Annotated in this window: 22 protein-coding genes and 1 pseudogene; 12 read left to right on the plus strand and 11 right to left on the minus strand. The window is 74.5% G+C overall.

What is annotated here, in order from left to right; all coding sequences use genetic code 11:
* Positions 1-7: 7 nt before the first annotated feature.
* Positions 8-1,624: an ADP-ribosyltransferase domain-containing protein gene (locus AC0OO9_RS27525; RefSeq protein WP_484513446.1), complete on the minus strand. Its 1,617-nt coding sequence runs from the start codon at positions 1,622-1,624 to the stop codon at positions 8-10.
* A gap of 228 nt (positions 1,625-1,852) precedes the next feature.
* Here AC0OO9_RS27525 and AC0OO9_RS27530 point away from each other — a divergent pair, with 228 nt between their 5' ends.
* A complete protein-coding gene (locus AC0OO9_RS27530; protein ID WP_484513448.1) occupies positions 1,853-2,539 on the plus strand; it encodes a macro domain-containing protein in 687 nt (228 codons plus the stop codon).
* On the opposite strand, the gene prfH is transcribed toward AC0OO9_RS27530, so the two are convergent.
* The 5 genes and pseudogenes from prfH to AC0OO9_RS27555 form a co-directional block, all read right to left on the minus strand.
* Positions 2,528-3,217, minus strand: a complete 690-nt coding sequence (gene prfH / locus AC0OO9_RS27535) for a peptide chain release factor H (RefSeq protein WP_484513450.1) — start codon at positions 3,215-3,217, stop codon at positions 2,528-2,530. The genes AC0OO9_RS27530 and prfH overlap by 12 nt on opposite strands.
* Positions 3,214-4,389 (minus strand): RNA ligase RtcB family protein, encoded by a 1,176-nt coding sequence (locus tag AC0OO9_RS27540; protein ID WP_484513452.1) that lies wholly within the window; start codon positions 4,387-4,389, stop codon positions 3,214-3,216. The genes prfH and AC0OO9_RS27540 overlap by 4 nt, the downstream gene beginning before the upstream one ends.
* 224 nt (positions 4,390-4,613) lie before the next feature.
* Positions 4,614-5,318 (minus strand): annotated as a pseudogene (blaOXA, locus tag AC0OO9_RS27545) (class D beta-lactamase); the annotation flags it as partial.
* 389 nt (positions 5,319-5,707) lie between these two features.
* Positions 5,708-6,403, minus strand: a complete 696-nt coding sequence (locus AC0OO9_RS27550; RefSeq protein WP_484513454.1) for a hypothetical protein — start codon at positions 6,401-6,403, stop codon at positions 5,708-5,710.
* Entirely contained in the window at positions 6,400-7,002 is a 603-nt protein-coding gene (locus tag AC0OO9_RS27555) for a DUF4291 domain-containing protein (RefSeq protein WP_484513455.1), read from the minus strand. The genes AC0OO9_RS27550 and AC0OO9_RS27555 overlap by 4 nt, the downstream gene beginning before the upstream one ends.
* Positions 7,003-7,090: 88 nt before the next feature.
* Here AC0OO9_RS27555 and AC0OO9_RS27560 point away from each other — a divergent pair, with 88 nt between their 5' ends.
* Entirely contained in the window at positions 7,091-7,573 is a 483-nt protein-coding gene (locus AC0OO9_RS27560) for a type II toxin-antitoxin system PemK/MazF family toxin (RefSeq protein ID WP_132240229.1), read from the plus strand.
* Positions 7,574-7,577: 4 nt separating this feature from the next.
* On the opposite strand, the gene AC0OO9_RS27565 is transcribed toward AC0OO9_RS27560, so the two are convergent.
* Both AC0OO9_RS27565 and AC0OO9_RS27570 read right to left on the minus strand, forming a co-directional pair.
* Positions 7,578-8,228 (minus strand): flavodoxin family protein, encoded by a 651-nt coding sequence (locus AC0OO9_RS27565; protein ID WP_484513457.1) that lies wholly within the window; start codon positions 8,226-8,228, stop codon positions 7,578-7,580.
* Between the two features lie 118 nt (positions 8,229-8,346).
* Entirely contained in the window at positions 8,347-8,997 is a 651-nt protein-coding gene (locus AC0OO9_RS27570) for a GGDEF domain-containing protein (RefSeq protein WP_132240227.1), read from the minus strand.
* A 262-nt stretch (positions 8,998-9,259) separates the two neighbouring features.
* Here AC0OO9_RS27570 and AC0OO9_RS27575 point away from each other — a divergent pair, with 262 nt between their 5' ends.
* The 6 genes from AC0OO9_RS27575 (at position 9,260) to AC0OO9_RS27600 (ending at position 14,688) form a co-directional block, all read left to right on the plus strand.
* Entirely contained in the window at positions 9,260-9,499 is a 240-nt protein-coding gene (locus AC0OO9_RS27575) for a DUF397 domain-containing protein (RefSeq protein ID WP_484513459.1), read from the plus strand.
* A gap of 134 nt (positions 9,500-9,633) precedes the next feature.
* Positions 9,634-10,515, plus strand: a complete 882-nt coding sequence (locus tag AC0OO9_RS27580) for a helix-turn-helix domain-containing protein (RefSeq protein WP_151456401.1) — start codon at positions 9,634-9,636, stop codon at positions 10,513-10,515.
* 107 nt (positions 10,516-10,622) lie between these two features.
* A complete protein-coding gene (locus AC0OO9_RS27585) occupies positions 10,623-11,471 on the plus strand; it encodes an SAM-dependent methyltransferase (protein ID WP_484513461.1) in 849 nt (282 codons plus the stop codon).
* 261 nt (positions 11,472-11,732) lie between these two features.
* On the plus strand, positions 11,733-12,788 hold the full coding sequence (locus AC0OO9_RS27590) for a LacI family DNA-binding transcriptional regulator (protein WP_484513462.1): 1,056 nt from the start codon (positions 11,733-11,735) through the stop codon (positions 12,786-12,788).
* A 2-nt stretch (positions 12,789-12,790) separates the two neighbouring features.
* Positions 12,791-12,994 carry a hypothetical protein gene (locus AC0OO9_RS27595; RefSeq protein WP_484513463.1) on the plus strand — a complete coding sequence of 68 codons (204 nt, stop codon included), beginning with the start codon at positions 12,791-12,793 and terminating at the stop codon, positions 12,992-12,994.
* A gap of 137 nt (positions 12,995-13,131) precedes the next feature.
* On the plus strand, positions 13,132-14,688 hold the full coding sequence (locus AC0OO9_RS27600; protein ID WP_484513465.1) for a serine/threonine-protein kinase: 1,557 nt from the start codon (positions 13,132-13,134) through the stop codon (positions 14,686-14,688).
* 6 nt (positions 14,689-14,694) lie between these two features.
* On the opposite strand, the gene AC0OO9_RS27605 is transcribed toward AC0OO9_RS27600, so the two are convergent.
* Complete coding sequence (locus AC0OO9_RS27605) at positions 14,695-15,522, minus strand: MOSC domain-containing protein (RefSeq protein ID WP_484513467.1); 828 nt, start codon at positions 15,520-15,522, stop codon at positions 14,695-14,697.
* A 174-nt stretch (positions 15,523-15,696) separates the two neighbouring features.
* On the opposite strand from AC0OO9_RS27605, the gene AC0OO9_RS27610 reads away from it, so the two are divergent.
* The 4 genes from AC0OO9_RS27610 (at position 15,697) to AC0OO9_RS27625 (ending at position 20,088) form a co-directional block, all read left to right on the plus strand.
* On the plus strand, positions 15,697-16,503 hold the full coding sequence (locus AC0OO9_RS27610; protein WP_484513469.1) for a DedA family protein: 807 nt from the start codon (positions 15,697-15,699) through the stop codon (positions 16,501-16,503).
* An 884-nt stretch (positions 16,504-17,387) separates the two neighbouring features.
* A complete protein-coding gene (locus tag AC0OO9_RS27615) occupies positions 17,388-17,981 on the plus strand; it encodes a hypothetical protein (RefSeq protein ID WP_484513471.1) in 594 nt (197 codons plus the stop codon).
* A 427-nt stretch (positions 17,982-18,408) separates the two neighbouring features.
* The gene (locus AC0OO9_RS27620) at positions 18,409-19,380 is read left to right on the plus strand and encodes a pirin family protein (protein ID WP_484513473.1); all 972 of its coding nucleotides are present in this window, start codon (positions 18,409-18,411) and stop codon (positions 19,378-19,380) included.
* Positions 19,381-19,422: 42 nt separating this feature from the next.
* A complete protein-coding gene (locus AC0OO9_RS27625; RefSeq protein ID WP_484513475.1) occupies positions 19,423-20,088 on the plus strand; it encodes a hypothetical protein in 666 nt (221 codons plus the stop codon).
* A 255-nt stretch (positions 20,089-20,343) separates the two neighbouring features.
* Here the strand turns inward: AC0OO9_RS27625 and AC0OO9_RS27630 are convergent, their stop codons facing one another.
* Together AC0OO9_RS27630 and AC0OO9_RS27635 are read right to left on the minus strand one after the other, a co-directional pair.
* Entirely contained in the window at positions 20,344-20,994 is a 651-nt protein-coding gene (locus AC0OO9_RS27630; protein WP_484513477.1) for a DUF1345 domain-containing protein, read from the minus strand.
* A 107-nt stretch (positions 20,995-21,101) separates the two neighbouring features.
* Positions 21,102-21,374: a DUF2795 domain-containing protein gene (locus AC0OO9_RS27635; protein WP_484513479.1), complete on the minus strand. Its 273-nt coding sequence runs from the start codon at positions 21,372-21,374 to the stop codon at positions 21,102-21,104.
* Positions 21,375-21,383: the final 9 nt, after the last annotated feature.

Genomic DNA, 21,383 nt, shown 5'->3' on the forward strand with positions numbered 1-21,383 from the left:
CCGCCGCTCACGCCACCATGCGCTCCCCGGCCAGCTCCGTCAGCCGGACGGTGCACAGGCCGTTGCGTTCCGCCTTCACGTCGGTCACCGTGAGCTGCGTGCCGGGGGCCAGGATGACCTCCTCCTCGCCGGTGAAGGCGGAGAACCGCCGGATGCCCACGGCCCGCACGGGCAGCACCTCGAAGAGCGTCCGTTTTCCGCGACCGCCGAGGAATGCCTGGGCCACGCCAAGCTTCGACGTGCACGACGAGACGCCCCACCACGTCACGGTCTGCCCGAGCGGGTACTGCGCCCGCAGGTCCAGCGACACCCCGCGCCACAGCGGCTCCGTGCGGGCCGGGAGCCGGGACACGGCCGAGAACAACAGCCGCAGGTACGGCAGGTAGGGGACGATCCGGCCCCGGTCCGGGTGGCGCAGCGTGGCGTTGATCTGCCGGTAGAAAGCCGACTCGCAGGTGTAGAGGTAGAGGGCCGCGACCTCGTCGGCGGAGAGGCCGTCGGCCGCGCCGTCCACCTGCTTCTCGCCGAACCGGTGTGACTGCTCGACGTGCCAGTCGAGTCCGGGCAGCAGCGCGGCCACCGGGGCGACGGCCGCACGGAAGTCCATCAGCGGGGTGGCGGCCACGCCGGTGATCGCGGGAAGGGCCAGCCCCTCGTCCTTGACGCTGGCGAGCCGCTCCAGGTAGAGCTTGTGCAACTCCATCGTGGAGGCGATGAACGCCCCCATGCGCTCGGCCGTGCCCGCGTCGGTGCCGCCCGCGTGCGCCGTCGAACCGCTCCATCCCTTGCGGGGCAGCCAGTCGATCTCGTCGGCGCCCAGCGTCCGGAGCGCCTCGTTGACGTCGGCGAAGTGGTTCCCGTCGCAGAAGATGTCGCCCTGCGCCGCCGGATTGGGGTGGTCGAGGTGGCGGACCTCCACGCCCGGGTACTTCTTCTCGAGCCGCTGCACCACCCGTTTGAGGCTGCGCGCGTGCGCGCCCCACCACGCGAACACCACGCCCCGGTCCTCCTCGTCGGCGTGCTGCTTGGCCTTCAGGATCTCCTCGACCAGGGCCTCGACGACCGGCCGCCAGAACGCGGTGTGCCGGTCGGTGGCCATCGCGCCGTCGCTGCTGGCGGTGAGCGCCGCGTTCAACAGCAGCACGCCCTGGGTGAGCATGGCCTGGAACCACTCCGGTGGCTGCACCGTGTCGTGCTCGCGCAGCAGGGCACGGATGTCGGCGATCGGCGTCTTCTTGGCGATGCCGTGCTTCCACATCGCCGCCGCCTTGATGATGCAGCGGATGGTGACGACCCTGCCGAACTGGCTGTCGTTCCAGTCGTGGAAGGTGTTGTCGAACATGGCGATGCCGGTGGCGCTCTCGCTGCGCGGGTACGGGTTCTGCCCGAAGACGACGACCTTCCACTTGTGCGGCGGGTGGGGCTTGAGCGCCTGGAAGGTCAGTTCCCGCACGGGCACGACCATCGGGCTGCGGCCCGGGCCGATGAAGGTGGCGGCGTCCGGCTGCGCCTCGATGACCGGCTTGACCAGCGGCAGCCACGGCTCGCCGCCGCCGGTGAACAGGTCGGCGAGGCCCAGCGGGTCGTTCGGGTCGGGCGGGGTGGGGGCGGTGGTGTCGCTCATCGCGGGCTCCCGGAGTGGCGGGCCGTGCCGGTCCGACGGCACGGGTGATCGAGGTGGGGGCATTCTGCCGCCAGCGGGCGACAGTTACGGCGCCGGCGACCGGCGCGGGGCCCTCGACGCCGGCGGTTCCGGCGCCAGGCGCCGTGCGTGGCGCGACGCGGAAGGTTGTCGGTGGGCGGCGATAGCGTGCTCCACGTCGGAGACAACCCCTTCCCACCGGAGTGAAACATGACCCTCGACCGCGAGAAGCCGCTGCTCAGGGTGGTGCTGACGGACGTCAACGCGAATGTGGTGCAGGCGTGGCGCGCGGCGTTCGCCGACACCCCCGAGGTCGAGATCCACAAGGGATCGATCCTCACCCGGCAGGCCGACGCCTGGGTCAGTCCGACCAACTCCCGGGGGCGGATGGACGGCGGCGTCGACGCGGTCGTCAAGCGGCACCTCGGGGCGGGGATCCAGCTTCGCGTCCAGCGGGCGATCCGCGACCAGTTCGGCGCGGCGATGCCGGTGGGCAGCGCCGTCTGCGTGCCGTCGGGGGCCACCAACCCCAGGTTCCTGATCTCGACCCCGACCATGGAGCAGTCGGCGCAGGACGTCAGCGAGACGCTGAACGTGGCGCTGGCCTGCGCCGCCGCGTTCCAGGCCATCCACGCGCAGAACGAGAGGGAGCCGGGCAGCATCTCGTCGGTGGCGCTGGTCGGCATGGGCGCGGCGACCGGCCGGGTGCCGGCGCGGGTCTGCGCCAACCTGATGTGGACCGGCTACACGCTGTTCAACGACTACCACTTCCGCGACTACGACGACCTGCGGAGGACGATCCGCGCGCAGCTCGACGACATCGACAGCCGTCCGCAGGAGGAGCGCGTGCGGGTGACGGTGCCGACGGCGGCCGGTTCCCGCCGGTCACGAGGCTGACGCGTCCCGGCGGCGGGGTGAGCGCCCCCGGCGTGCCCGCTGCGGTGGACCCGCCTCCTGCCCCGAGGGTTCCGGGCGTTCGACGCGGGTGGGGTCGCCGCGGACGAGTTCGTCGTGGATACGCCACCGGGCCGTGTCGGCGGCGCGCTCGGCGGTCTCGTCGTTGCGTGCGATCCGCTGCCGCAGCAGCTCGATGGCGAGGCGCCGGTTGAGGCTGAACTGCCGCTCGGTGTCGACCACCACGACGATGCCCGACGGGCGGTGGGTCGCCCGCACCGCCGTGCTGGCCTTGTTCCGGTGCTGGCCACCGGGGCCGCCGGTACGGCAGGCCACGATGTCGACGTCCGCCTCCGCGAACGCCGTGGTCGGGCTGTCGAGCCGGCACGGGCGGGCGACGACGTACCAGTTCTTCCGGCCGGTGCCCGCCCGGTAGGGGCTGGGGGCCTGCCAGCACAGGGTGCCGGTCCACGAGGCGGCGAACGCCTCGGCGTCGTCGCCGGAGATCCGGACCACTGCCGACCGGTAGGTGTCGGGCCGTTCGCCGGGCACGGTTTGGACCCGGTGGGTCGTCAGGCCCCGCCGGGCGGCCTCGGTCTCCAGGCGGCGCAGCAGCCGGGCCAGCGCCCAGGCGCACTCCTGCGGGCCACGCCCGGCCGACACGAGCAGGTGCAGGCTCATTGCCGGCCCCGCTTGCGGCGGTCGTCGCGGCGGTCGGACCGGGTGGTGGACCCCACGTCGGGCGTCTTGTAGGTGACCAGGGGGACCGTGGTGGCCACGGGCGTGGCCAGGTCGTGGTCGACGAGATCCGTGATCACGCGCTCGATGCGCTTGTAGGCCGTGGGCGCCTCCTCGAAGAGCAACTGGCGGTCGCCGCACACCACCAGCGACCCCACCGGCGTGCGCCGCAGTTCCTCGACGGTGTGCTTGGCCCGGCTGCGCCGCAGGGCGTCGGCGCGGGACATCTTGCGGCCCGCGCCGTGCGCCACCGAGTGGTTGGCGTCCGGGCCGGCGTGAGCGGCCACGAGGTAGGAGGCGGTGCCCCGCGTGCCGGCGACGAGCACGTCGCGACCGTCGCCCGGCGCCGCGCCCTTGCGGTGCAGGTAGACCCCGTCGTGGACCTCCACCAGGTTGTGGCACTGGTCGACGACGGGCTCGGTGGGCTCGGCCCCCAGGGCGTGGGCGACCCGGGCGGCCAGCAGCCGCCGGTTGAGCGAGCCCCACCGTACGGCGTCGTCGTGCGCCGCCAGGTAGGCGGCGGGATCAGGGGCGGGGCCCGCACCGTGGGTCTCGGTGTGCGCCCGCAGGATCCGCTCGCCCAGTCCCCGGGAGCCGGTGTGGACGATGAGCACGAGGTTGCCCGCGTCGAGCCCGAGCCGGCCCGCGTGGCCCGGCTCGAAGACCGTGTCGACGCGCGCCAGCTCGACGAAGTGGTTGCCGCGACCGACCGTCCCGAGCCCGTCGACGTGACCGGCGGGAATGTCGCCCGTCACGGCGGCCCAGGCGGGGTCGTCGGCGTCCCGCCCGGGGTCGAGGGGGCGGTCGAGGTCGGGGAACCGGGCGGCGAGCCGCTCCGGCACGGCCCGCTTGAGCCTGATGGGGAACACGGCGATACCGCAGCCGATGTCGGAGCCCACCAGGAACGGGTACAGCACGGTCGACGCCATGGCGGCGCCGATGGGGGCACCCTTGCCCGGGTGCAGGTCCGGCATGGCGGCGACGTGGATCATGCCGGGAAGGGCGGCCACCTGCTGGCACTGCGTCAGGGCCTCGGACTCGATCCAGCTCGTGGGGGAGGCGAACACGGTGACGGTGGCCGGGGTGGACTGCGGCAGGGACTGGTACGGAGACAAGGACGCTCGCTTTGCGCTAGAACAGCATGGACGGACGGCGCCACGACACCGGTCGGTGCCGCGCGCCTCGGCGATGGGGGTGCTGCCCGTCAGAACGTCATGGACGACACTGTTGCGGAGCCGACCGGGTGCGGCAACCGACTTTCCGCCGCGCCGGCGACCTGTTCGACGCCCTGCCAGGGATCCGCCCCCTAGCCGTGGGTCGTCGCGACGGTGGGCGGCGGTCAGGGGGTGGGCAGGGCGCCGAGGCGGTGCAGCAGTTGCCGGCCCAGCGGCAGGCGCTTGTCGGCGTCGCCGTCCGTCCCGACGTCCACGTTCAGCGCGAAGCAGTACAGCCGGTCGCCGCGCTCGACCCAGCCGACCCACCATCCCGTGCCCGGGTCGGTGGCGTCCGTCCAGCCGGTCTTGCCGTGCAGGGCGTACCCGGCGGTGCGCTCCAGGCGCAGGATGTCCCGGACAGTGGCCTGGTGTCCCCGGTCGGCCGGCAGCTCGCCCCGGGCCAGCCGGGCCAGCCACCGCGCCTGCTCGTCGGCCGAGATCTTCAGCGGCCCGTTCAACCAGAACCGGTCCACGGCCGGCCCGACCTCGCCGTTGCCGTAGCCGAGCCGGTGCAGCCACTCCCGCTCCCGGTCCGACCCGATGCGGCGGGCCAGCTCCTGGAACACCGGCACGTTGGAGACCCGGACCGCGTCGCGCAGCCCCATGTCCCGCTCCCAGGCGGCGACGCGCTGCGGCCGACCGCCGTAGGGGACCTTCTCCCGCTCGTCGCGCACCACGCCGGTCTCGAGCGCGATCAGGCTGTGCGCGATCTTGAACGTCGAGGCGGGGACGAACCGCCGCTCGGCCCGCTCCCGGTCGACCATGACGACGCGCCCGGCCGTCACGTCGTACATGACGAAGGTGCCCCGGAGGCCGGCCTGCCGGAACAGGCCCGCCAGGTCGTCGCGGACCTCGACCGTCGGCGCGGTCGGCGTGGGGGACGGGTCCGTCGCGGCGGTGGCGGACGCGGCGCCGCCCGGCGGCGGCTGCGAACGCCCGCTGCCGGTGCAACCGGCAGCGCCGGCCAGCAGGAGCAGGGCGACGGCCACGGCGCCCGCGACCCGCCGCCGGGGGCGGGCGCGGCCCAGGCCGACGACCTCGCCCGGCACCCCGACCGCTACGAGGCCCGGACGGACCGCCGCCGGCGGCGCGGCCAGGCTTCGCGTCCGTGTCTCGAGGACCACCCGCCACCGCCTCCGTCCGTGCCGGCACCGACACCCCCAGTGAAGCACGTGCCAGGGGATACGGCGCCGCCCGACCACCCGCGCCGCCGGTCGGCTCACGGCCCCGTCGGGGCGTCCGGCTCCGACACCCGCAGGTGCCGGTCCAGGTTCGCGACCAGCTCGCCCGCGCCGGCGGGAACGACGTCGTCGGCCCAGCTTCGCAGCGCCCGCAGGAACCCGGCCAGGTCCGCCCGGACGCCGTCGACGAGCCCCGTCAGCTCCTCGACGTGGGTGTCCACCCAGGAACTGCCCTCCTCGTCCGCCCACACCCGGACCGTGCCGCCGGGGCGCCGCTCCACCCAGGGGTCGGGGTCGTGGCCGAGGTCCGGTGAGCGGCCGGCCGGGATCTCGTACCACTCGCGCCAGTCCTCCAGGCCACTGCAACAGCCCGGATCGACCCGCGCCCCCGTCACCGGGTCGGTGAGGCGCAGACCTCCGGGCACCACCAGGGAGCCGGGCTCCGGGCCGGCCGCCACCACCGGCAGCACGGCGGTCAGCGGATCGTCGTCCCCGGGCCACACCGTGCGGTCGTCGAGGTGGTTGTACGCCGCGATCCGGGCCACGGCGGCACCCACCTCGGCGGCGGTCAGCGCGTCGGAGAGAGCCAGCCACGGCCCGACGTCGGCCACCGGCCAGAGCGGGAAGTCGTCGAGGCGACCCACCTCGAGCACCGGCTGGAGCCGTGGCGCGCGGCGGGTGGAGGCGGACCGGGACCGGACGGCGCGCCCGCCGGGGGCACGGGCTCCGGTCACGGTGCGGACGCGCCGATCACGGCGGCCACGTCGGGCGGCAGCGGGTACGGGCGCTCCGGGGGCAGCAGCGCCCCGGCGGCGGTGTCGTCGCCGGCGTCGAGCGCCGCGCGCACCGCGTGGGCGGTCGGGGTCATGTCGGTGAGACCGACCAGCCACTCGTCGACGTACCGGCGCACCGCCTCGCCGGAGAGCCCCACCTGTAGGGACCGGTGCGGCAGCGGGGCCAGGCGCAGCGACCGTTCCGGGTCCCACTGCACCCGCACCGGGCTGGCCCGCAGCCGTCGCGACCAGTCCTCCCGGTCCTGGTGACGGTCGCGCTCGAAGCTGCTCAGGCACGAGTTGGTCAGCGCCCACTCGAAGCCGGCGCGGGTGATCTCGACGGCCAGCACCCGCTCCTGCCCGGGCTTCGTGCCCCAGCCGCAGCGGTACATCATCCAGCGGAACGACGGCTTGATCCAGGTCATCCGTTCCCGCTTGAACGGCGGCACGAAGCGGCCGGCGGCCAGCGCCGGGCGGGCGATCTCCGGCGGGTACGCCTGGTACACGGTCACGGTGTCGGCGGTGAAGCGGGCGCGGACCTGGTGGGCGGGGACCTGCATGGCGCCGATCCTGACCGATCGTCCGGGCCCGGTCCATCGGATTGTCCCGCCCGGGCCGGCGGCCCCGGTGGGGGATAGGCTGCCGGTCGTGGCAGGTCTTCTCAGGAGTGTGGCGGCCCGTATCGGCGGGGTGATCCCGTCTCCGCGCCGGCCCGGGCCGGGCCCGGCGCGGGTCGCCCGCCCCCGCCAGGTCGCGGCGTTGCAGCGCCGGCAGTTGGCGTACGCGCCGGAGCTCGACGGGCACGCCGATCCGGGCGAGATCGTCTGGACCTGGGTGCAGTACGAGGACGACCCGCGTCAGGGCAAGGACCGTCCCGTGCTGGTGGTGGGCCGGCACAGCCGGACGCTGTTCGGGCTGATGCTGTCCAGTCAGAGCGAGCGCGACGGGCAGCGGCACTGGCTGGCGCTCGGTCCGGGCGAGTGGGACCGGGACAACCGGCCGAGCTGGGTGCGGCTGGACCGGGTGCTGACCATGCGGGAGGACGGCATCCGCCGGGAGGGCGCGGTGCTGGACCGGGCCCGTTTCGACCGGGTCGGCCGGGCCCTGCGCGCCGGCTACGGCTGGCGCTGACCCGTCAGGCCGGCTCGCGGCTCGGGCCGATCCCGGCGTCGCGGGCGTCCGGCGGCGGGTACGGCTGCTCGGCCAGCAGCCGGGCCAGGTGCGCGCTGTTGAGCGCCAACGCCTTGGTGGTGCGTCCCGTGGTGTCGGGCTTGGGCCGGGCGTCGATGTAGTCGACCTTGTGCAGCGCCTCGCCGACCCAGTAGGTGGCGCCCGCCGCGGGGCAGGTGAAGCCGACCTCGTTGAGGGCCTGCTGGACCTCGCCGATGGTGTGGTGCGCGCCGTCCTCGTTGCCGACGACCGCGACCCCGCCCACCTTGCCGTAGGTGAGCAGCCGGCCCTCGGCGTCGGTCTCGGAGAGCTCGGCGTCGAGCCGTTCGAGGACCATCTTGCACACGGCGGACGGCTGACCGAGCCAGATCGGCGTGGCGATGACGAGGATCTGCGCGGCCATCAGCCTGGACCGGATGACCGGCCAGCCGTCGCCGTCGCCCTCGTCGGTGGAGACGCCGAAGCGCACGTCGTGGTCGACGACCCGGATCAGGTCGCCCGGCACGCCCTGGTCGGCGAGGGCGTCGAGCACCTCGCGCCCGAGCACCTCGGCGCTCGACGGGGCGGGGGACCGCTTGAGGGTGCAGTTCAGGACCAGGGCCCGGATGCTCGCCACGGTGTTCCTCCCTCGGCCGGTGCGGCGCTGACCCTGCCGGCATACCCGGCAACCGGCGCGAGACACGTCGAAACGCGTCGTGTCCCGACCGGCGGTCCGCTGGCGTGGGCCTGCGCGCTCAGCACTCCGCCAGGTGGGCGCTGTCGACGAGTTGCCGGGGTGGGCGGGCCACCCCGAGGCTCTTGGCCCGGTACATGGCGGCGTCGGCCCGGTCGAGCGCCTCGGTGAGCTGCGCGGGCCCGGTGACGGGGGCGAGCCCGACGGAGGCGGTCACCCGGACGCTGAGCCCGCCCAGCGGGATCGGCGCGGCGAGGCTGTCGCAGAGCCGCCGGGTGGCGTGCTCGATCCACCGCCGGTCGATCGTGGGACTGGCCAGCAGCCCGGCGAACTCGTCGCCGCCCAGCCGGGCGACCAGGTTGTCCCCGGCGAAGGCGGCGAGCCGTTGGGCGACGCTGACCAGCACCTGGTCGCCGGCGGCGTGGCCGTAGCGGTCGTTGATCTGCTTGAAGTCGTCGAGGTCGAGCACTACGGCGATCAGCGGCTGTCCGGCCGCGTCGGTGAGCAGCGTGGCGGCCAGGCGGTAGAACGCGCGGCGGTTGGGCAGGCCCGTCAGGGGGTCGTGGCTGGCGGCGTGCCGCTCGGCGGCGAGCTCGGCCTGGAGGTGCCGGATCTCGACCTCGGCCTGGATCGCGCGGCGCCGCAGCTGCCAGGAGGTGACGAGCGCCCCGGCGGCGCAGATGCCGGACGCGATGGTCAACGGATCCGGCACGAGACCTCCCATCAGCACGTCGCCGCCGGCCCCCGCGCGCGGCGGTCCGCGCCCGCGTGTCGGGCCCCGTCCGGCCTGGTGGCAGCCCCAGGCCGGGTCACTCAGAGTGAACAGATGGGCACTGTCCACGTGCGTTATCATGCTCGTTGTCCGGTGCAGATGCAATAGCAGATGCACGTGCAGGAAGCCCTTCGTCGATATCGTGCCCCCTCATTCAGGCACCGCTGCCCGGCATCGCGGGGCTCGCGAGAGAAAGACGTCCATGCAGCAGCCTCCGAACGGCGTTCCCACCACCCAGTTGCCCCCGCTCGCCTGGCAGAAGAGCCGCCGGAGCAATCCCAGCGGCAACTGCGTCGAGCTGGCCGAACTGCCCGGCGGCGCCGGCATCGCCCTGCGCAACTCCCGGCACCCGGAGGGGCCGGCGTTGATCTACACGGTGGACGAGATCGCCGCCTTCGTGCTCGGCGCGCGCGAAGGGGACTTCGACAACCTGATCGCCTGACCGCGTCCCGCAGACCGGGACGAATTGTCCGCACCGAGGAAGTTCACCTCACTCACGGTTCATGGCATGCTTACACGTCGGCCGCGCGAGGGCACCGGTCGGCACGAACCGGCATGTGGAGGTCGGCTGTGACGATGGGTCCCGCCGAGGGCGGTCCGGGGACCGGCCCGACCGTGCTGCGCATGCTGCTCGGCGCCCAACTGCGCCGGCTGCGCGAGTCCAGCGGGGTGACCCGGGAGGGCGCCGGCTGGGAGATCCGGGCCTCCGAGTCGAAGATCAGCCGGATGGAGCTGGGCCGGGTCGGCTTCAAGGAGCGCGACGTCGCGGACCTGCTCACCCTCTACGGCGTCACCGCGTCCGAGGAACGGGAGGCGCTGCTCAAGCTCGCCCGCGACGCCAACAGCCCGGGCTGGTGGCACCGCTACGGCGACGTGCTGCCGAACTGGTTCCAGTCGTACCTCGGGCTGGAGGCGGCCGCCGCGCTCATCCGCAGCTACGAGGTCCAGTTCGTCCCCGGCCTGCTCCAGACCCGGGAGTACGCCCGGGCGGTCGTGCTGCTCGGGCACGGCCGGGCCGCACCGGCGGAGATCGAGCGTCGGGTCGCACTGCGTATGCAGCGCCAGCGGTTGCTGCACCGCGAGAACCCGCCGCAGCTCTGGGCGGTGGTGGACGAGGCCGCGCTGCGCCGGCCGATCGGCGGCCCACGGGTCATGCGCGAGCAGGTGGCGGCGTTGATCGAGGCCACCAAGTCGCCGAACATCCGGCTCCAGGTCATCCCGTTCGCCGCTGGTGGGCACGCCGCCGCGGGTGGGGCCTTCACCATCCTGCGCTTCGGTGACCGGGAACTGCCCGACATCGTCTACATCGAACAGCTCACCAGCGCGCTCTACCTCGACAAACGCGACGACCTCGACTACTACGCGGTCGCGATGGAGCGGCTCTGCGTGGAGGCCGAGCCGCCGGAGCGTACGCCGGAGATCCTCGGCGCGATCCTGGACGACCTCTACCCGGGGTGACTCCGGCGGGGTCTCGCCTCGACGGCGGTGCGGCTACCATGGTCGCCGACCGGCGACAGTGGACGGACGCCCCCGGTCGCGGGTGGCGCAGAGTCGTGGAGGCTGCCTTGACCACCGATGCCCCGGGTACGACGACCGGCCCCGCGCACCCGAGCGACCGCATCGACACCTCGGTGGCCCACCCCGCGCGCCGGTACAACTACTGGCTCGGTGGCAAGGACAACTTCCAGGCCGACCGGGACTCCGGCGACACGGTGGCGGCGTCCTTCCCGACCATCCGCACCGCCGCGCTGGAGAACCGCCGTTTCCTCCAGCGGGCCGTGCGGCACCTCGCCCGGGAGGAGGGCATCCGCCAGTTCCTCGACATCGGCACCGGCATTCCGACCGCCGACAACACCCACGAGGTCGCGCAGGCGATCGCCCCCGAGTCACGGGTGGTCTACGTCGACAACGACCCGATCGTGCTCGCGCACGCCCGGGCGCTGCTGACCAGCTCGCCCGAGGGCGCCACCGCCTACATCGACGCCGACCTGCGCGACCCGGAGCGGATCCTGCACCACCCCGACCTGCTGCGCACCATCGACCTGTCCCGGCCGGTCGCCCTGATGCTGGTCGCGATCCTGCACTTCGTCGGCGACGACGACGACCCGTACGCCGTGGTCACGCGGCTGCTCGACGCGCTGCCGCCGGGCAGCTACCTGGCGGCCTCGCACGCCACCCACGACTACCTCCCCCCGCACGTGGCGCAGGAGGCGAAGGCGGCGGCCCGGGGCGGCAGCCCGCACGGCCTGATCAACCTGCGCACCCGGGCCGAGTTCATCCGGTTCTTCAACGGGCTGGAGCTGTTGGAGCCCGGCGTCACGTCGGTCGCCGAGTGGCGTGCCGAGGACGCGCCGCAGCCCCGCCCGGCGGCGGCCGAGGTCAGCATGTACGGCGGGGTGGCCCGCAAGGGCTGACCCGCGCACCTGCGCGCCCGCCGGTCCGGACCACCACGGTCCGGGCCGGCGCTGCTGCTGTCCGGCATCACCTCGATGTCGCCCCGCGCCCGGTGTCCCTGCGCCCGGTGTCACCGTGGCCGGGCCGGCGTGGTCGGGCCGCGTCGGTGTTCCCGTCGCGTGCGGTCCCGAGCCGGACCGCCGCCTGTGGCGTTGACGTGGGCGGCCCGCTCCGCCTAGTCTCTGTATCGATCCAGTCTGAATCGATACAGAGAGGCCGCGGTGAAGCCGACCCTGCAAGCCGTCGCGGACGCCGTCGGCGTGTCCCGCAGCACCGTCTCCAACGCCTACAGCCGACCCGACCAGCTCTCCGCCGCCCTGCGCCAGCGGATCCTGGACGCCGCCCGGCAGCTCGGCTACCCCGGCCCCAACCCCACCGCCCGGTCGCTGCGGCGCGGGTACGTGGGCGCCATCGGAGTGCTCTTCGAGTCGCGGCTGTCGTACGCCTTCACCGACCCCTTCGCTGTCCGCTTCCTGGCCGGCGTCGCCGAGGCGGCCGAGCGGCACGGCACCAGCCTGCTGCTCGTGCCGCTGCCGGCCGACGAGCCCGCCGCGCGGCGGGCGGTGGAGAACGCCGCCGTCGACGGCTTCTGCGTCTACTGCGTCGGCGACGAGGGCTGGGTCGTCGACGTGCTCCGCGAGCGCGGCCTGCCCGTCGTCACGACCGCCCCCCGCGACGACGCCGGCCCCGACGACCGCTACGTCGGCATCGACGAGCGGGCCGCCGCCCGGGCCGTCGCCGCCCATGTGGCGGGGCTCGGGCACCGGCGGGTCGCCCTGCTCGGCGACGCCGTGCGCCCCGGCGCGGCCCCGGGCGAACTGCGCCTCGCCGACGTGGCAGACGCCGCCCACCCGACGACCCGGGCGCGGCTGGCCGGTTTCGCCGACGCCTTCGCCGAGGTAGGCGTCGCCTGGTCCGAGCTGACTGTGCTCGCCGCCACCGACAACAGCCGGTCGGCGGGCGCCACGGCCGTCGCCGCCGCCCTCGCCGCCCCCGAACCGCCCACGGCGGTACTGGCCTGCGCGGACGTCCTCGCCCTCGGCGTCCTCGACGCGCTCGCCGGGGCTGGCCGGCCGCCCGTGTCCGTCACCGGCTTCGACGACATCGCGGAGGCCGCCACCGCCGGCCTCACCACCGTGCGGCAACCAGCCGAGGAGAAGGGGCGCATCGCCGCCCGGCTCCTGCTCGACCCGCCCGCCGACCCGGCGGCCGGCCACGTCCTGCTACCCACCGCACTCGTCGTCCGGTCCTCCACCGGACCCGTCCCAAGGAGCTGACCATGGAACAGCCCACCGGCTTCGTCCTCGCCGTCGACGCGGTGACCCGACACGTCAACTCCGCCCGGCCGGACGCCCCCGTCCGTCCGGAACGGCCCCGCGCCGCGCGACTCGCCCCCACCCGGCTGGCCGCCGCCGCCGTCCTGCGCCGGCTCGCCGACCGCATCCAGCCGCCGCCGGTCGCCGCCGCGCCGCGCTGCTCCTGACCGTCGCTGCGGGCCGGTAGCCCGCTGCTCCTGACCGTCGGTGCGGGCCGGTCGTCGCCGTCCGAACCGCGACGACCGGCCCGCAACCGGGCACCGCGCTGGTGGCCGACCCCGCCGGCAGGGCAGACTGAACGGCTATGTCGCCGTTCTCGCCCACCCTGCGGTTGCACGACCGCTACGTCCTGCGCGAGCGCATCGGCCTCGGCGGGATGTCCGAGGTGTGGCGCGCCGACGACGAGGTGCTGCACCGGCCCGTCGCCGTCAAGGCCCTCACCCGGGAGTTCGCCACCGACCCGCAACTGCGGGCCACCATCCAGCGCGAGGCCCGCGCCGCCGCGCGGCTGACCCACCCGCACGTCACCCAGGTGTACGACTACGGCGAGGCGGCCCTGGACGGCGGCATCGTCGTGCCGTACCTGGTGATGGAGCTGGTGCAGGGGCGCAACCTCGCCGACCGGCTCGCCGACGGACCGCTGCCCTGGCCGGAGGCGGTGCGGATGGCCGGCCAGATCGCCGCGGCGCTCGCCGCCGCCCACCGCATCGGCGTGGTGCACCACGACGTCAAGCCCGGCAACGTGATGCTCACCGAGACCGGCGCCAAGGTGCTCGACTTCGGCATCGCCGCGCTCGCCGGGCCGCACCACCCCAGGGCGGGGCAGACCGGCGAACTGCTGATGGGCACGCCCGCGTACTTCGCCCCGGAGCGGATGCGGCCCGGGCCGCCGAACCCGGCCAGCGACGTCTACGCCCTCGGCGCGCTGCTCTACCGCACCCTCACCGGCCGGGCCCCACTGCCCGTGCAGACCTGGGAGGACGCGCTGGAGGTGCACACCGGGCACCCGCCGGTGCCGCCCCCGCGGGTCCCCGGGCTGCCGCCCGACATCGCCGAGCTGACCCTGGCCTGCCTGGCCACCGATCCGGCGCACCGGCCGGGCGCAGCCCAGCTCGCCACCCGCTTCGCTTCGGAGGCGCCGGCCCACCCGCCCACGGCCGTCCTGCCGACCCCGTCCGCCGGCGCCTCGTCTGCGACGTCCCCCTCGTCGGCAGGCGCCGAGCACCCGCCGACCCTGATCGACCGCTCACCGCCGTCCCCGAACCTCACCGGCCGCGCGGGGGTGCCGTACCCCGCCCCGCCGGGCGGGCGCCATCCCGTGGTCGCCCGCACCGGTCGTACCGCCCCGGCCGGCGGCGCGGGAGCCACGCGCAGGAGGCCCGTCACCGCGCTGGTCGCCGTCGGCGCCGCGCTGCTCGTCGGGCTCGTCGGGGCGCTCGTCATCGGCGACGGTGGAAGTCCGCCACCGGCGGCGGCCCCCGTCACCGGCACACCGGCCGGCAAGCCGACGTCGGCCAGGCCGACGCCGCCGCCCGCCAGGACCTCCGCCCCGCCGCCGGTGACCGCGCGGCCCGACCCCGTCGGCCTGCCGCAGTTCGTCGCCGAGTTCGCCGCGGTGCTCGCCTGGGCGCAGGCCCGCGGCGAGATCGACCGCAAGACGGTCGAGGGGCTGCGGGACAAGCTCGCGGACCTGAGCCGGGGCAAGGAGAAGGACCGGGCCAAGCGGGTCGAGAAGCTGCGGGAGCGCCTCGCCGAGGCGGCCGAGGAGGGGCAGCTCCCGCCCGACACGGCGGCCCGACTCGACGCCCTGCTCGACCGGATCGACACGCCGTCGCCGGACGACGACGAGGACGACGACTGAACCGGCTCAGCCGACCTCGACCGCGGACCCCTGCTCCACCCGGCCGCCCCGCACCACCTGCGCGTACGCGCCCACGCACGGCTGCGCGCCGAGCTGCGGCAGCGGCGCGACCCGGTTGAGGCGGGCCGGGACACGCAACGCCCCGGCCTGCCGGGGGAGCGACCCGTGCGCCAGGGTCGGCACCGCGCACCGCGGGGTCGGGGCGAGTACCCGCAGCACCAGCTCGGGGCCGACCCGCAGCTCGCGACCAACCCAGTCGTTCTCGGCGAAGCCGTCCACGCCGATGTCGAGCACGAGGTTGGGCCGGTAGCGGACCGCCTCGACGGTGCCGCCCGGAAGCTCGGCGGCCACCCGGGCCAGGGTGGCCGTCGTGACCAGGTGCACCGGGGCGAAGTCGAAGAAGGTGCCCGGCGCCGCCGCCCCGAGCGGGTTGGCGTCGACCGGCACCTCGGCGGCCAGACCGGCCGCCAGCACCGCGTCCGGGTCGGCCCGGTCCAGGAGCGCCCCGGCGGGCGGCCGGTCGATCAGCGTCACCGGGACGCCCAGCACCCGGGACAGCACGTCGTCGACGCCGGGGTCCACGCTGGACAGCGCCCGCCCGTCGGGCAGCGTGATCCGTACCTCATCGGGTGCGGCGCCGGCGGCGCGGAGCGTGAGCAGGTCGCGCCAGAGCCGGGGATGCTTCGCGCTGGCCACCCGCCCGGTGTCCCGGTGCCGCAGGGCCAGCCGCCGGTCGCCCGCCACACCCGCCGGGCCGACGTCGGCGGCAAGCAGCCGCTCTCCCAGCATCGACTTCACCGGGTAACGCCACAGCTGCGCCAGCCGGCCGGTCATCCTGCCGCCGCCCTGGCGCGGGGCACCGCGACCCGGACCGGGGCCCCGCCGACGGTCGTGGTGCGCGTCGTCACGGGGCCACCCTAGTGCGAACCCCGCCGCTGTGGACCGTCCGCCGGACGCAAGGGCCGGCCCGTTGGCGGACTCTCAGGATCGGTTCGTAGCGTGTGGTCCATGATTCGTACCGCGCACGCCCTGCTCGCCTCCGGCACCGCCCCCGAAAAGGCCGCGCCGCCCGAGGACGGGCTGGTCGGCTTCGTCATCGGTCTGGTCGAGCGGCTCGGTGGCCCCGGCGCGGGTCTGGCCGTCGCCCTGGAGAACCTCTTCCCACCGATCCCCAGCGAGGTGATCCTGCCGCTGGCCGGCTTCGTCGCCGGCCAGGGCCGGATGAGCGTGGTCAGCGCGATCTTCTGGACCACCCTCGGCTCGCTGCTCGGCGCCCTCGCCCTGTACTGGATCGGCGCCGCGCTGGGCCGGGAGCGGATCCGGGCGATCGCGCAGCGGCTGCCGCTGATCAAGCTCAGCGACGTGGACCGCACCGAGGAGTGGTTCCTGCGGCACGGGGTGAAGGCCGTCTTCTTCGGCCGGATGATCCCGATCTTCCGGAGCCTGATCTCCATCCCGGCCGGCGTGGAGCGGATGCCGGTGCTGACCTTCGCGGTCTACACGACGCTCGGCAGCCTGGTCTGGAACACCACCTTCGTGATGGCCGGCTACCTGCTCGGCGACAACTGGCACCTCGTCGAGGGGTACGCCGGCGTGCTGCAGAAGGTGGTCATCGTCGCCAGCGTGGCGGCCGCCGGCTGGTTCGTGGTCTCCCGGATCATCCGGGCGCGGCGCGGTGCGGCGGAGGCTGTCGACCCCGTCCCGCCCGTCGACCCCGCCCCGCTGCCCCACGCGCCGGACCCGACGGGGCGGGGCACGATCTACCGCAGCGCGTACTCGGACGGGCAGGCGCCCGACCGCGACCTGTCCCGCTGAGCCGGCGGCGCGGCCACGGCGGGCGCCACCACGCCCGCCGGGCCCCGTCGTGGTGGCCCTCGGGATCCGCGCCGCCGCCGAGGCGCTCTGCGCAGTCGGCGCGGGCACCCCGCCCCGACCTCGATCGGCCCCGGGACGCGGAAGTCCACCCGCGGGTTTGACCCCTGCGTCGGCCCCGACGGGCCACACCCCGTCGGGGCCCACTGCCGCGTCCGTCCGCCCGGCTCCTACCGGAGATCTTGGTAGAAAACGGCCCCTCCAAGGGCCGTTTTCTACCAAGATCTCCACCGGTGGCCCGGTGGCCCGGTGGCCCGGTGGCCCGGTGGCCCGGTGGCCCGGTGGCCCGGTGGCCCGGTGGCCCGGTGGCCCGGTGGCCCTGTCTGTGACCGGTGTCCGGTTTCGCGGCTGTCCGGGTGAGTGGGTCGTCAGCGGGGTGACGTGGCGTGCCGAATGTGCGGTTTGTGGGTGTGACCGGGGGCATCGTGGGGGCGGAATCGTGGCGGGGGCGGGGTCGTTACACCCTGCGTACGACCGAGCAAGGCCACGCCGCCGAGGTCACGTCGCCCCGATGGGTTGGCGGGTCCGGGGCCCCCGGAATGATGGCGGGCCGGCGGTGGTTACACATGGTCCGACCGACGCGAGGGCGTCCCCCCGCCCCGCACGACAGCCCGGCCCCCTCCGGATCGCGCTGGTCGGACATGCGGCTGTTACGGCCGATCTGATCTTTTCTCTGGTCTTTTTCTGGCTTGATCGTCGGAGATCCTCTCCGCGTTTCGCTGGAGATTCCCCCGTGAGTTCGTATGAGCGCCTGACGGTGCTTGCATCCGCGTGAGCCGATCCCCCTTTCGGTGTGTGGGTGCCAACCCCCGAATGGAGCGTTTCTGATGAACACGATCATTCGTAAGAGCGTTCTCGGTGTTGCTGGTCTCGCGTTCGCCGGTGGCGTGTTCGCCGGTCCCGCGACCGCGCACGCGGCCCCGTCGGTGCAGTCGACGCCGGTGGCAGTGGCCGTGCAGGCCGACAAGCCGTCGGTCGACAAGGCCAAGCTGATCCCGCACGGTGTGCAGGGCGCCCAGTCGCACGTCGACCTGTCCGACGAGCAGGTCGCCAACGTCAAGGCGATCATCGCGGCGACGAAGAAGGCCGGCATGGACGAGCGCGCCGCCGTCGTGTCGATCGCCACCGCGTTGCAGGAGTCGAAGCTGGAGAACCTGGGTCACCTGGGTGACCGCAACGACCACGACTCGCAGGGCCTGTTCCAGCAGCGCCCCTCCAGCGGGTGGGGCACGATCGAGCAGATCACCGACCCCGAGTACTCCACCACCGCGTTCCTGAAGGGCCTCAAGCAGGTCGACGGATGGCAGGACATGCCCCTGACCAAGGCCGCCCAGACCGTGCAGGTCTCGGCCTACCCCGACCACTACGCCCAGTGGGAGCAGCAGGCCGCCGACCTCGTCACCGAGCACTGGAACAGCTGACAGCAGTAGTCGATCGTCTGGCCGGCCCCCTGTCCGGGGTGCCGGCCGGACGCATGTCCGGAACTCCCGGCCTCACCCGCCGAAGCTCACCGGCGGCGCCTACTGGAGCCCCGACCTCACCCACCGGAGTTCGCCCGGGCGCCAACGGAGTTCCGGGCGTTGCCCACCAGGGCGTTCGCCGCGCAGCGCCCACTGGGGAGTTCGCCGGGCGACGCCAACCGGAAGCCCCGGGCCTCACCCACTGGGGTTCACCCGGGCGACGCCCACCGGAGTTCCGGGGCTGCACCCACTGGGGTACACCCGGGCGACGCCCACCGGAGTTGCGGGCGGCGTGAACCGGAGGCGCCCCGATCGCGCCGACGTCGGAGTGGGCTGAGCGGTGGGGAGGCCGACGGGTTCGTGGCCTGTCCGGGCGTACAGTCGGGCGGTGGAGCGTACCGAGAAGATGCCCGCGGAGACCCGACCACCCGGCGTGGCGATCGCCGATCCCGGCAGCGTCCTGCTGCCGGGCCACGACGTGCCGCTGGGTCGCTACACCACCGTTCGTCGGCTGCTTCCGCAGCGGCAGCGGCGGATGGTCGGCGCCTGGTGCTTCGTGGACCACTTCGGCCCGGACGACGTGGCCGAGCGGCCCGGCATGGAGGTGCCGCCGCATCCGCACACCGGCCTGCAGACCGTGACCTGGCTGCTCGACGGGGAGATCCTGCACCGCGACAGCCTGGGCAACGTCCAACCGATCCGCCCCGGCCAGCTCAACGTGATGACCTCGGGGCACGGCATCGCGCATTCGGAGCGGTCGCCCGAGCGGCATCCGCCGCTGATGCACGGCGTGCAGCTCTGGGTGGCGCTGCCGGCCCCGGCCCGCGCCGGGGCCGCCGACTTCGCCCACCACGCCGACCTGCCGCGCTGGCGCGACGGTGAAGTGGACGTCACCCTGCTGGTGGGCGAGCTCGCGGGCGAGCGGTCCCCGGCCCTGACGTACACTCCGCTGCTCGGCGCGCAGGTGGAGCTGCGCGGACCCGCGCCGGCCACGCTGCCGCTGCGACCCGACTTCGAGTACGGGCTGCTGGCCATGTCCGGCTCCGCCGAGGTCGACGGGGTGCCGTTGACCCCGGGGGCGCTGCTCTACCTGGGCACCGGTCGGGAGCGGCTCACCCTGACGGGCGTGCCGGGGAGCCGGCTGCTGCTGCTCGGCGGGGCCCCGTTCGAGGAACCGCTGGTGATGTGGTGGAACTTCGTCGGCCGCTCGCACGAGGAGGTGGCCGCCGCGCGGGAGGACTGGATGGCCGGGCGGCGTTTCGGCGTCGTCGCCGACGATCCCGCCCCGCCGTTGCCCGCCCCGGCGCTGCCGACCACCCGCCTCAAGGCGCGCGACCGCAGCGGCGGGCTGCACGGCTGAGGCGGGCAGGCGTGGCCGGGCGCGGCGCGGGTAGTCGCCGGCATGCCGACCACATCCACTTCCCGTGTCGAGGACAGGAAACGCCTGGTACGCCGGCTGGCCGGCAGTGGGCGCGGCTTCGCCGAGCAGTACGGTTTCCGGGTCGTCAACAACCCGTCGAGCCTGTTCCAGGTGCTCTGCCTCGCCGTGCTGCTGGCCCGCCGGGGTGACTTCCGGCGGGCCGTGGACAGCGCGCACGCCCTGCCCGCCGCCGGCTGGGACAGCGCCGCCCGGCTGGCCCGGTCCCTGCACGGTGACCGGGTACGCGTGCTTCGCGACAGCGGCCAGCGTGGTGACGTCGACGCGCTCGCCGACACGCTCGGCGACCTGGCGCGCGCCGTGGTGGAGCGCTACCGGGGCGACCTGCGCCGCCTGCGCGCGGTGGCCCACTACGACCCGGCCCGGGAGCGGGAGCTGCTCACCGAACTGCCCGGGGTGGACGCCCCGGTGGTCGACCTGTTCCTCCGCGAGGCCCAGGCGCTGTGGCGTGAGGTGGCGCCGGTGGCCGACCGGAGGGCGCTCGTCGCGGCCCGCCGGCTGGGGCTGGGCCGCTCCGCCGACGACCTGGCGGGCCTGGCCGGCAGCGGGGAGTCCGAGCGGCTGGCCTGGCTGGTCGGGGCGTTGGCCCGGGTGGACCTGGAGAAGCGGTACGGGGAGTTGGCCGCCTGACCTGGTGGTGGGCTGGCCCACACTTCCTTCGTAATCGTCCGAACGGGTGATGTTTCATCGTATGATGGTCGCGGCACTGATGCCCGCCCGGTTCGGGCGTGCATCGACCGCCTGGTGGTCGCGGCCCGGTTCGGGCCCGACCGGCCACCGGACAGGTTCTGTGTGGCGCCCCGGTCGCGGTTCGCGACGGGGGCGCCCGCCTGTCCGGCAACTCCCGCTCTCCGCCGGGTCGGCCCACTCCACGCGGATGCCGGCTCATCTCGCCAGGCCGGCCAGCAGGTTCACCGTGACCGCGATGATGAACGCCCCGAACAGGTACGACACCATCGAGTGTCGCAGGACCGTCCGGCGCATCTCGTTGCTGTTCAGTGCCGTGTCGGAGACCTGGAAGGTCATTCCGACGGTGAACGCCAGGTAGGCGAAGTCCGAGTAGCGGGGCGGCTCCGACTGGTTGAAGTCGATCCCACCGTCGGGGCCCGTGTAGTAGATCCGCGCGTACCGGGCGGCGAACACGGTGTGCACCACCAGCCAGGACAGCAGCACGCTCAGCACGGCCAGCCCGCCGTAGACGTTGCGGGCAGGCGTGGCGGGCGCCCCGTGCGCGCTGGTCACCACGATGCCGACGGCCAGCAGGCTGGCCAGGCAGGCGGCGAGCAGCAGCGCGTCACGCGCCGCCCGGTTCGGGTCCTCGTACACCGCCAGTCGGGCCGTCCCCCGCGCGTCCATCGGCCACAGCCGGTGCCAGACCAGCACCAGCCAGCTCAGCGCCGCCGCGTCCCAGCCGGCCAGCGGCGCCAGCGCCGGCGTGACGGCCAGCGCGGTGAGCCCGCCGGCCACCAGGCCGATCGCGCCCATCACGGTGAGCTGGACCGCGGCCGGGGTGTGCCCGACCGGCGCGCGCGTCATCCGTCACCGGCGCGGGCCCGCCCGCCGCGAGCGCCACGCTCCGACCCGGACGTGTCCGGCCCGGATGTGCCCGGCCCGGACGCGTCGGCGGCCCGCGACAGCAAGGGTCAGATGCCGCGCAGGTGCTGCGACACCCGCTGGTGCCGCTTGTCCCGGGCCTGCGCCGCCCGCTGCGCGGAGCCCACCTCAGGGGCCGCCTCGATGCCCGCGGAGCGGGCCACCTCGTTGCCGTTGGCGTAGTCGACCGGCGGCAGGGCCCGCAACGCGCGCAGCACGTCCGGCGGGGCGCCCTCCCGTTCGGCCTGGCGTACCACGTCGTCCTTCTCGGCCGGGTAGTCCAGGCTCGACAGGTACTGCAGCACGTCGGCGTAACTCGCCATGGTGTCGGC

The organism is Micromonospora sp. USAFONa4 (genome assembly GCF_057197825.1).

Bases quoted from the DNA above. Each gene is read 5' to 3' on its own strand.
- AC0OO9_RS27575 (WP_484513459.1), top strand. From the start codon at position 9,260: ATGCAGCAGCCTCCGAACGGCGTTCCCACCACCCAGTTGCCCCCGCTC.
- AC0OO9_RS27555 (WP_484513455.1), bottom strand. From the start codon at position 7,002: ATGCAGGTCCCCGCCCACCAGGTCCGCGCCCGCTTCACCGCCGACACC.
- AC0OO9_RS27600 (WP_484513465.1), top strand. From the start codon at position 13,132: ATGTCGCCGTTCTCGCCCACCCTGCGGTTGCACGACCGCTACGTCCTG.
- AC0OO9_RS27635 (WP_484513479.1), bottom strand. From the start codon at position 21,374: ATGGCGAGTTACGCCGACGTGCTGCAGTACCTGTCGAGCCTGGACTAC.
- AC0OO9_RS27625 (WP_484513475.1), top strand. From the start codon at position 19,423: ATGCCGACCACATCCACTTCCCGTGTCGAGGACAGGAAACGCCTGGTA.
- AC0OO9_RS27605 (WP_484513467.1), bottom strand. From the start codon at position 15,522: ATGACCGGCCGGCTGGCGCAGCTGTGGCGTTACCCGGTGAAGTCGATG.
- AC0OO9_RS27580 (WP_151456401.1), top strand. From the start codon at position 9,634: ATGGGTCCCGCCGAGGGCGGTCCGGGGACCGGCCCGACCGTGCTGCGC.
- AC0OO9_RS27610 (WP_484513469.1), top strand. From the start codon at position 15,697: ATGATTCGTACCGCGCACGCCCTGCTCGCCTCCGGCACCGCCCCCGAA.
- AC0OO9_RS27595 (WP_484513463.1), top strand. From the start codon at position 12,791: ATGGAACAGCCCACCGGCTTCGTCCTCGCCGTCGACGCGGTGACCCGA.
- AC0OO9_RS27530 (WP_484513448.1), top strand. From the start codon at position 1,853: ATGACCCTCGACCGCGAGAAGCCGCTGCTCAGGGTGGTGCTGACGGAC.
- prfH (WP_484513450.1), bottom strand. From the start codon at position 3,217: ATGAGCCTGCACCTGCTCGTGTCGGCCGGGCGTGGCCCGCAGGAGTGC.
- AC0OO9_RS27525 (WP_484513446.1), bottom strand. From the start codon at position 1,624: ATGAGCGACACCACCGCCCCCACCCCGCCCGACCCGAACGACCCGCTG.
- AC0OO9_RS27615 (WP_484513471.1), top strand. From the start codon at position 17,388: ATGAACACGATCATTCGTAAGAGCGTTCTCGGTGTTGCTGGTCTCGCG.
- AC0OO9_RS27630 (WP_484513477.1), bottom strand. From the start codon at position 20,994: ATGACGCGCGCGCCGGTCGGGCACACCCCGGCCGCGGTCCAGCTCACC.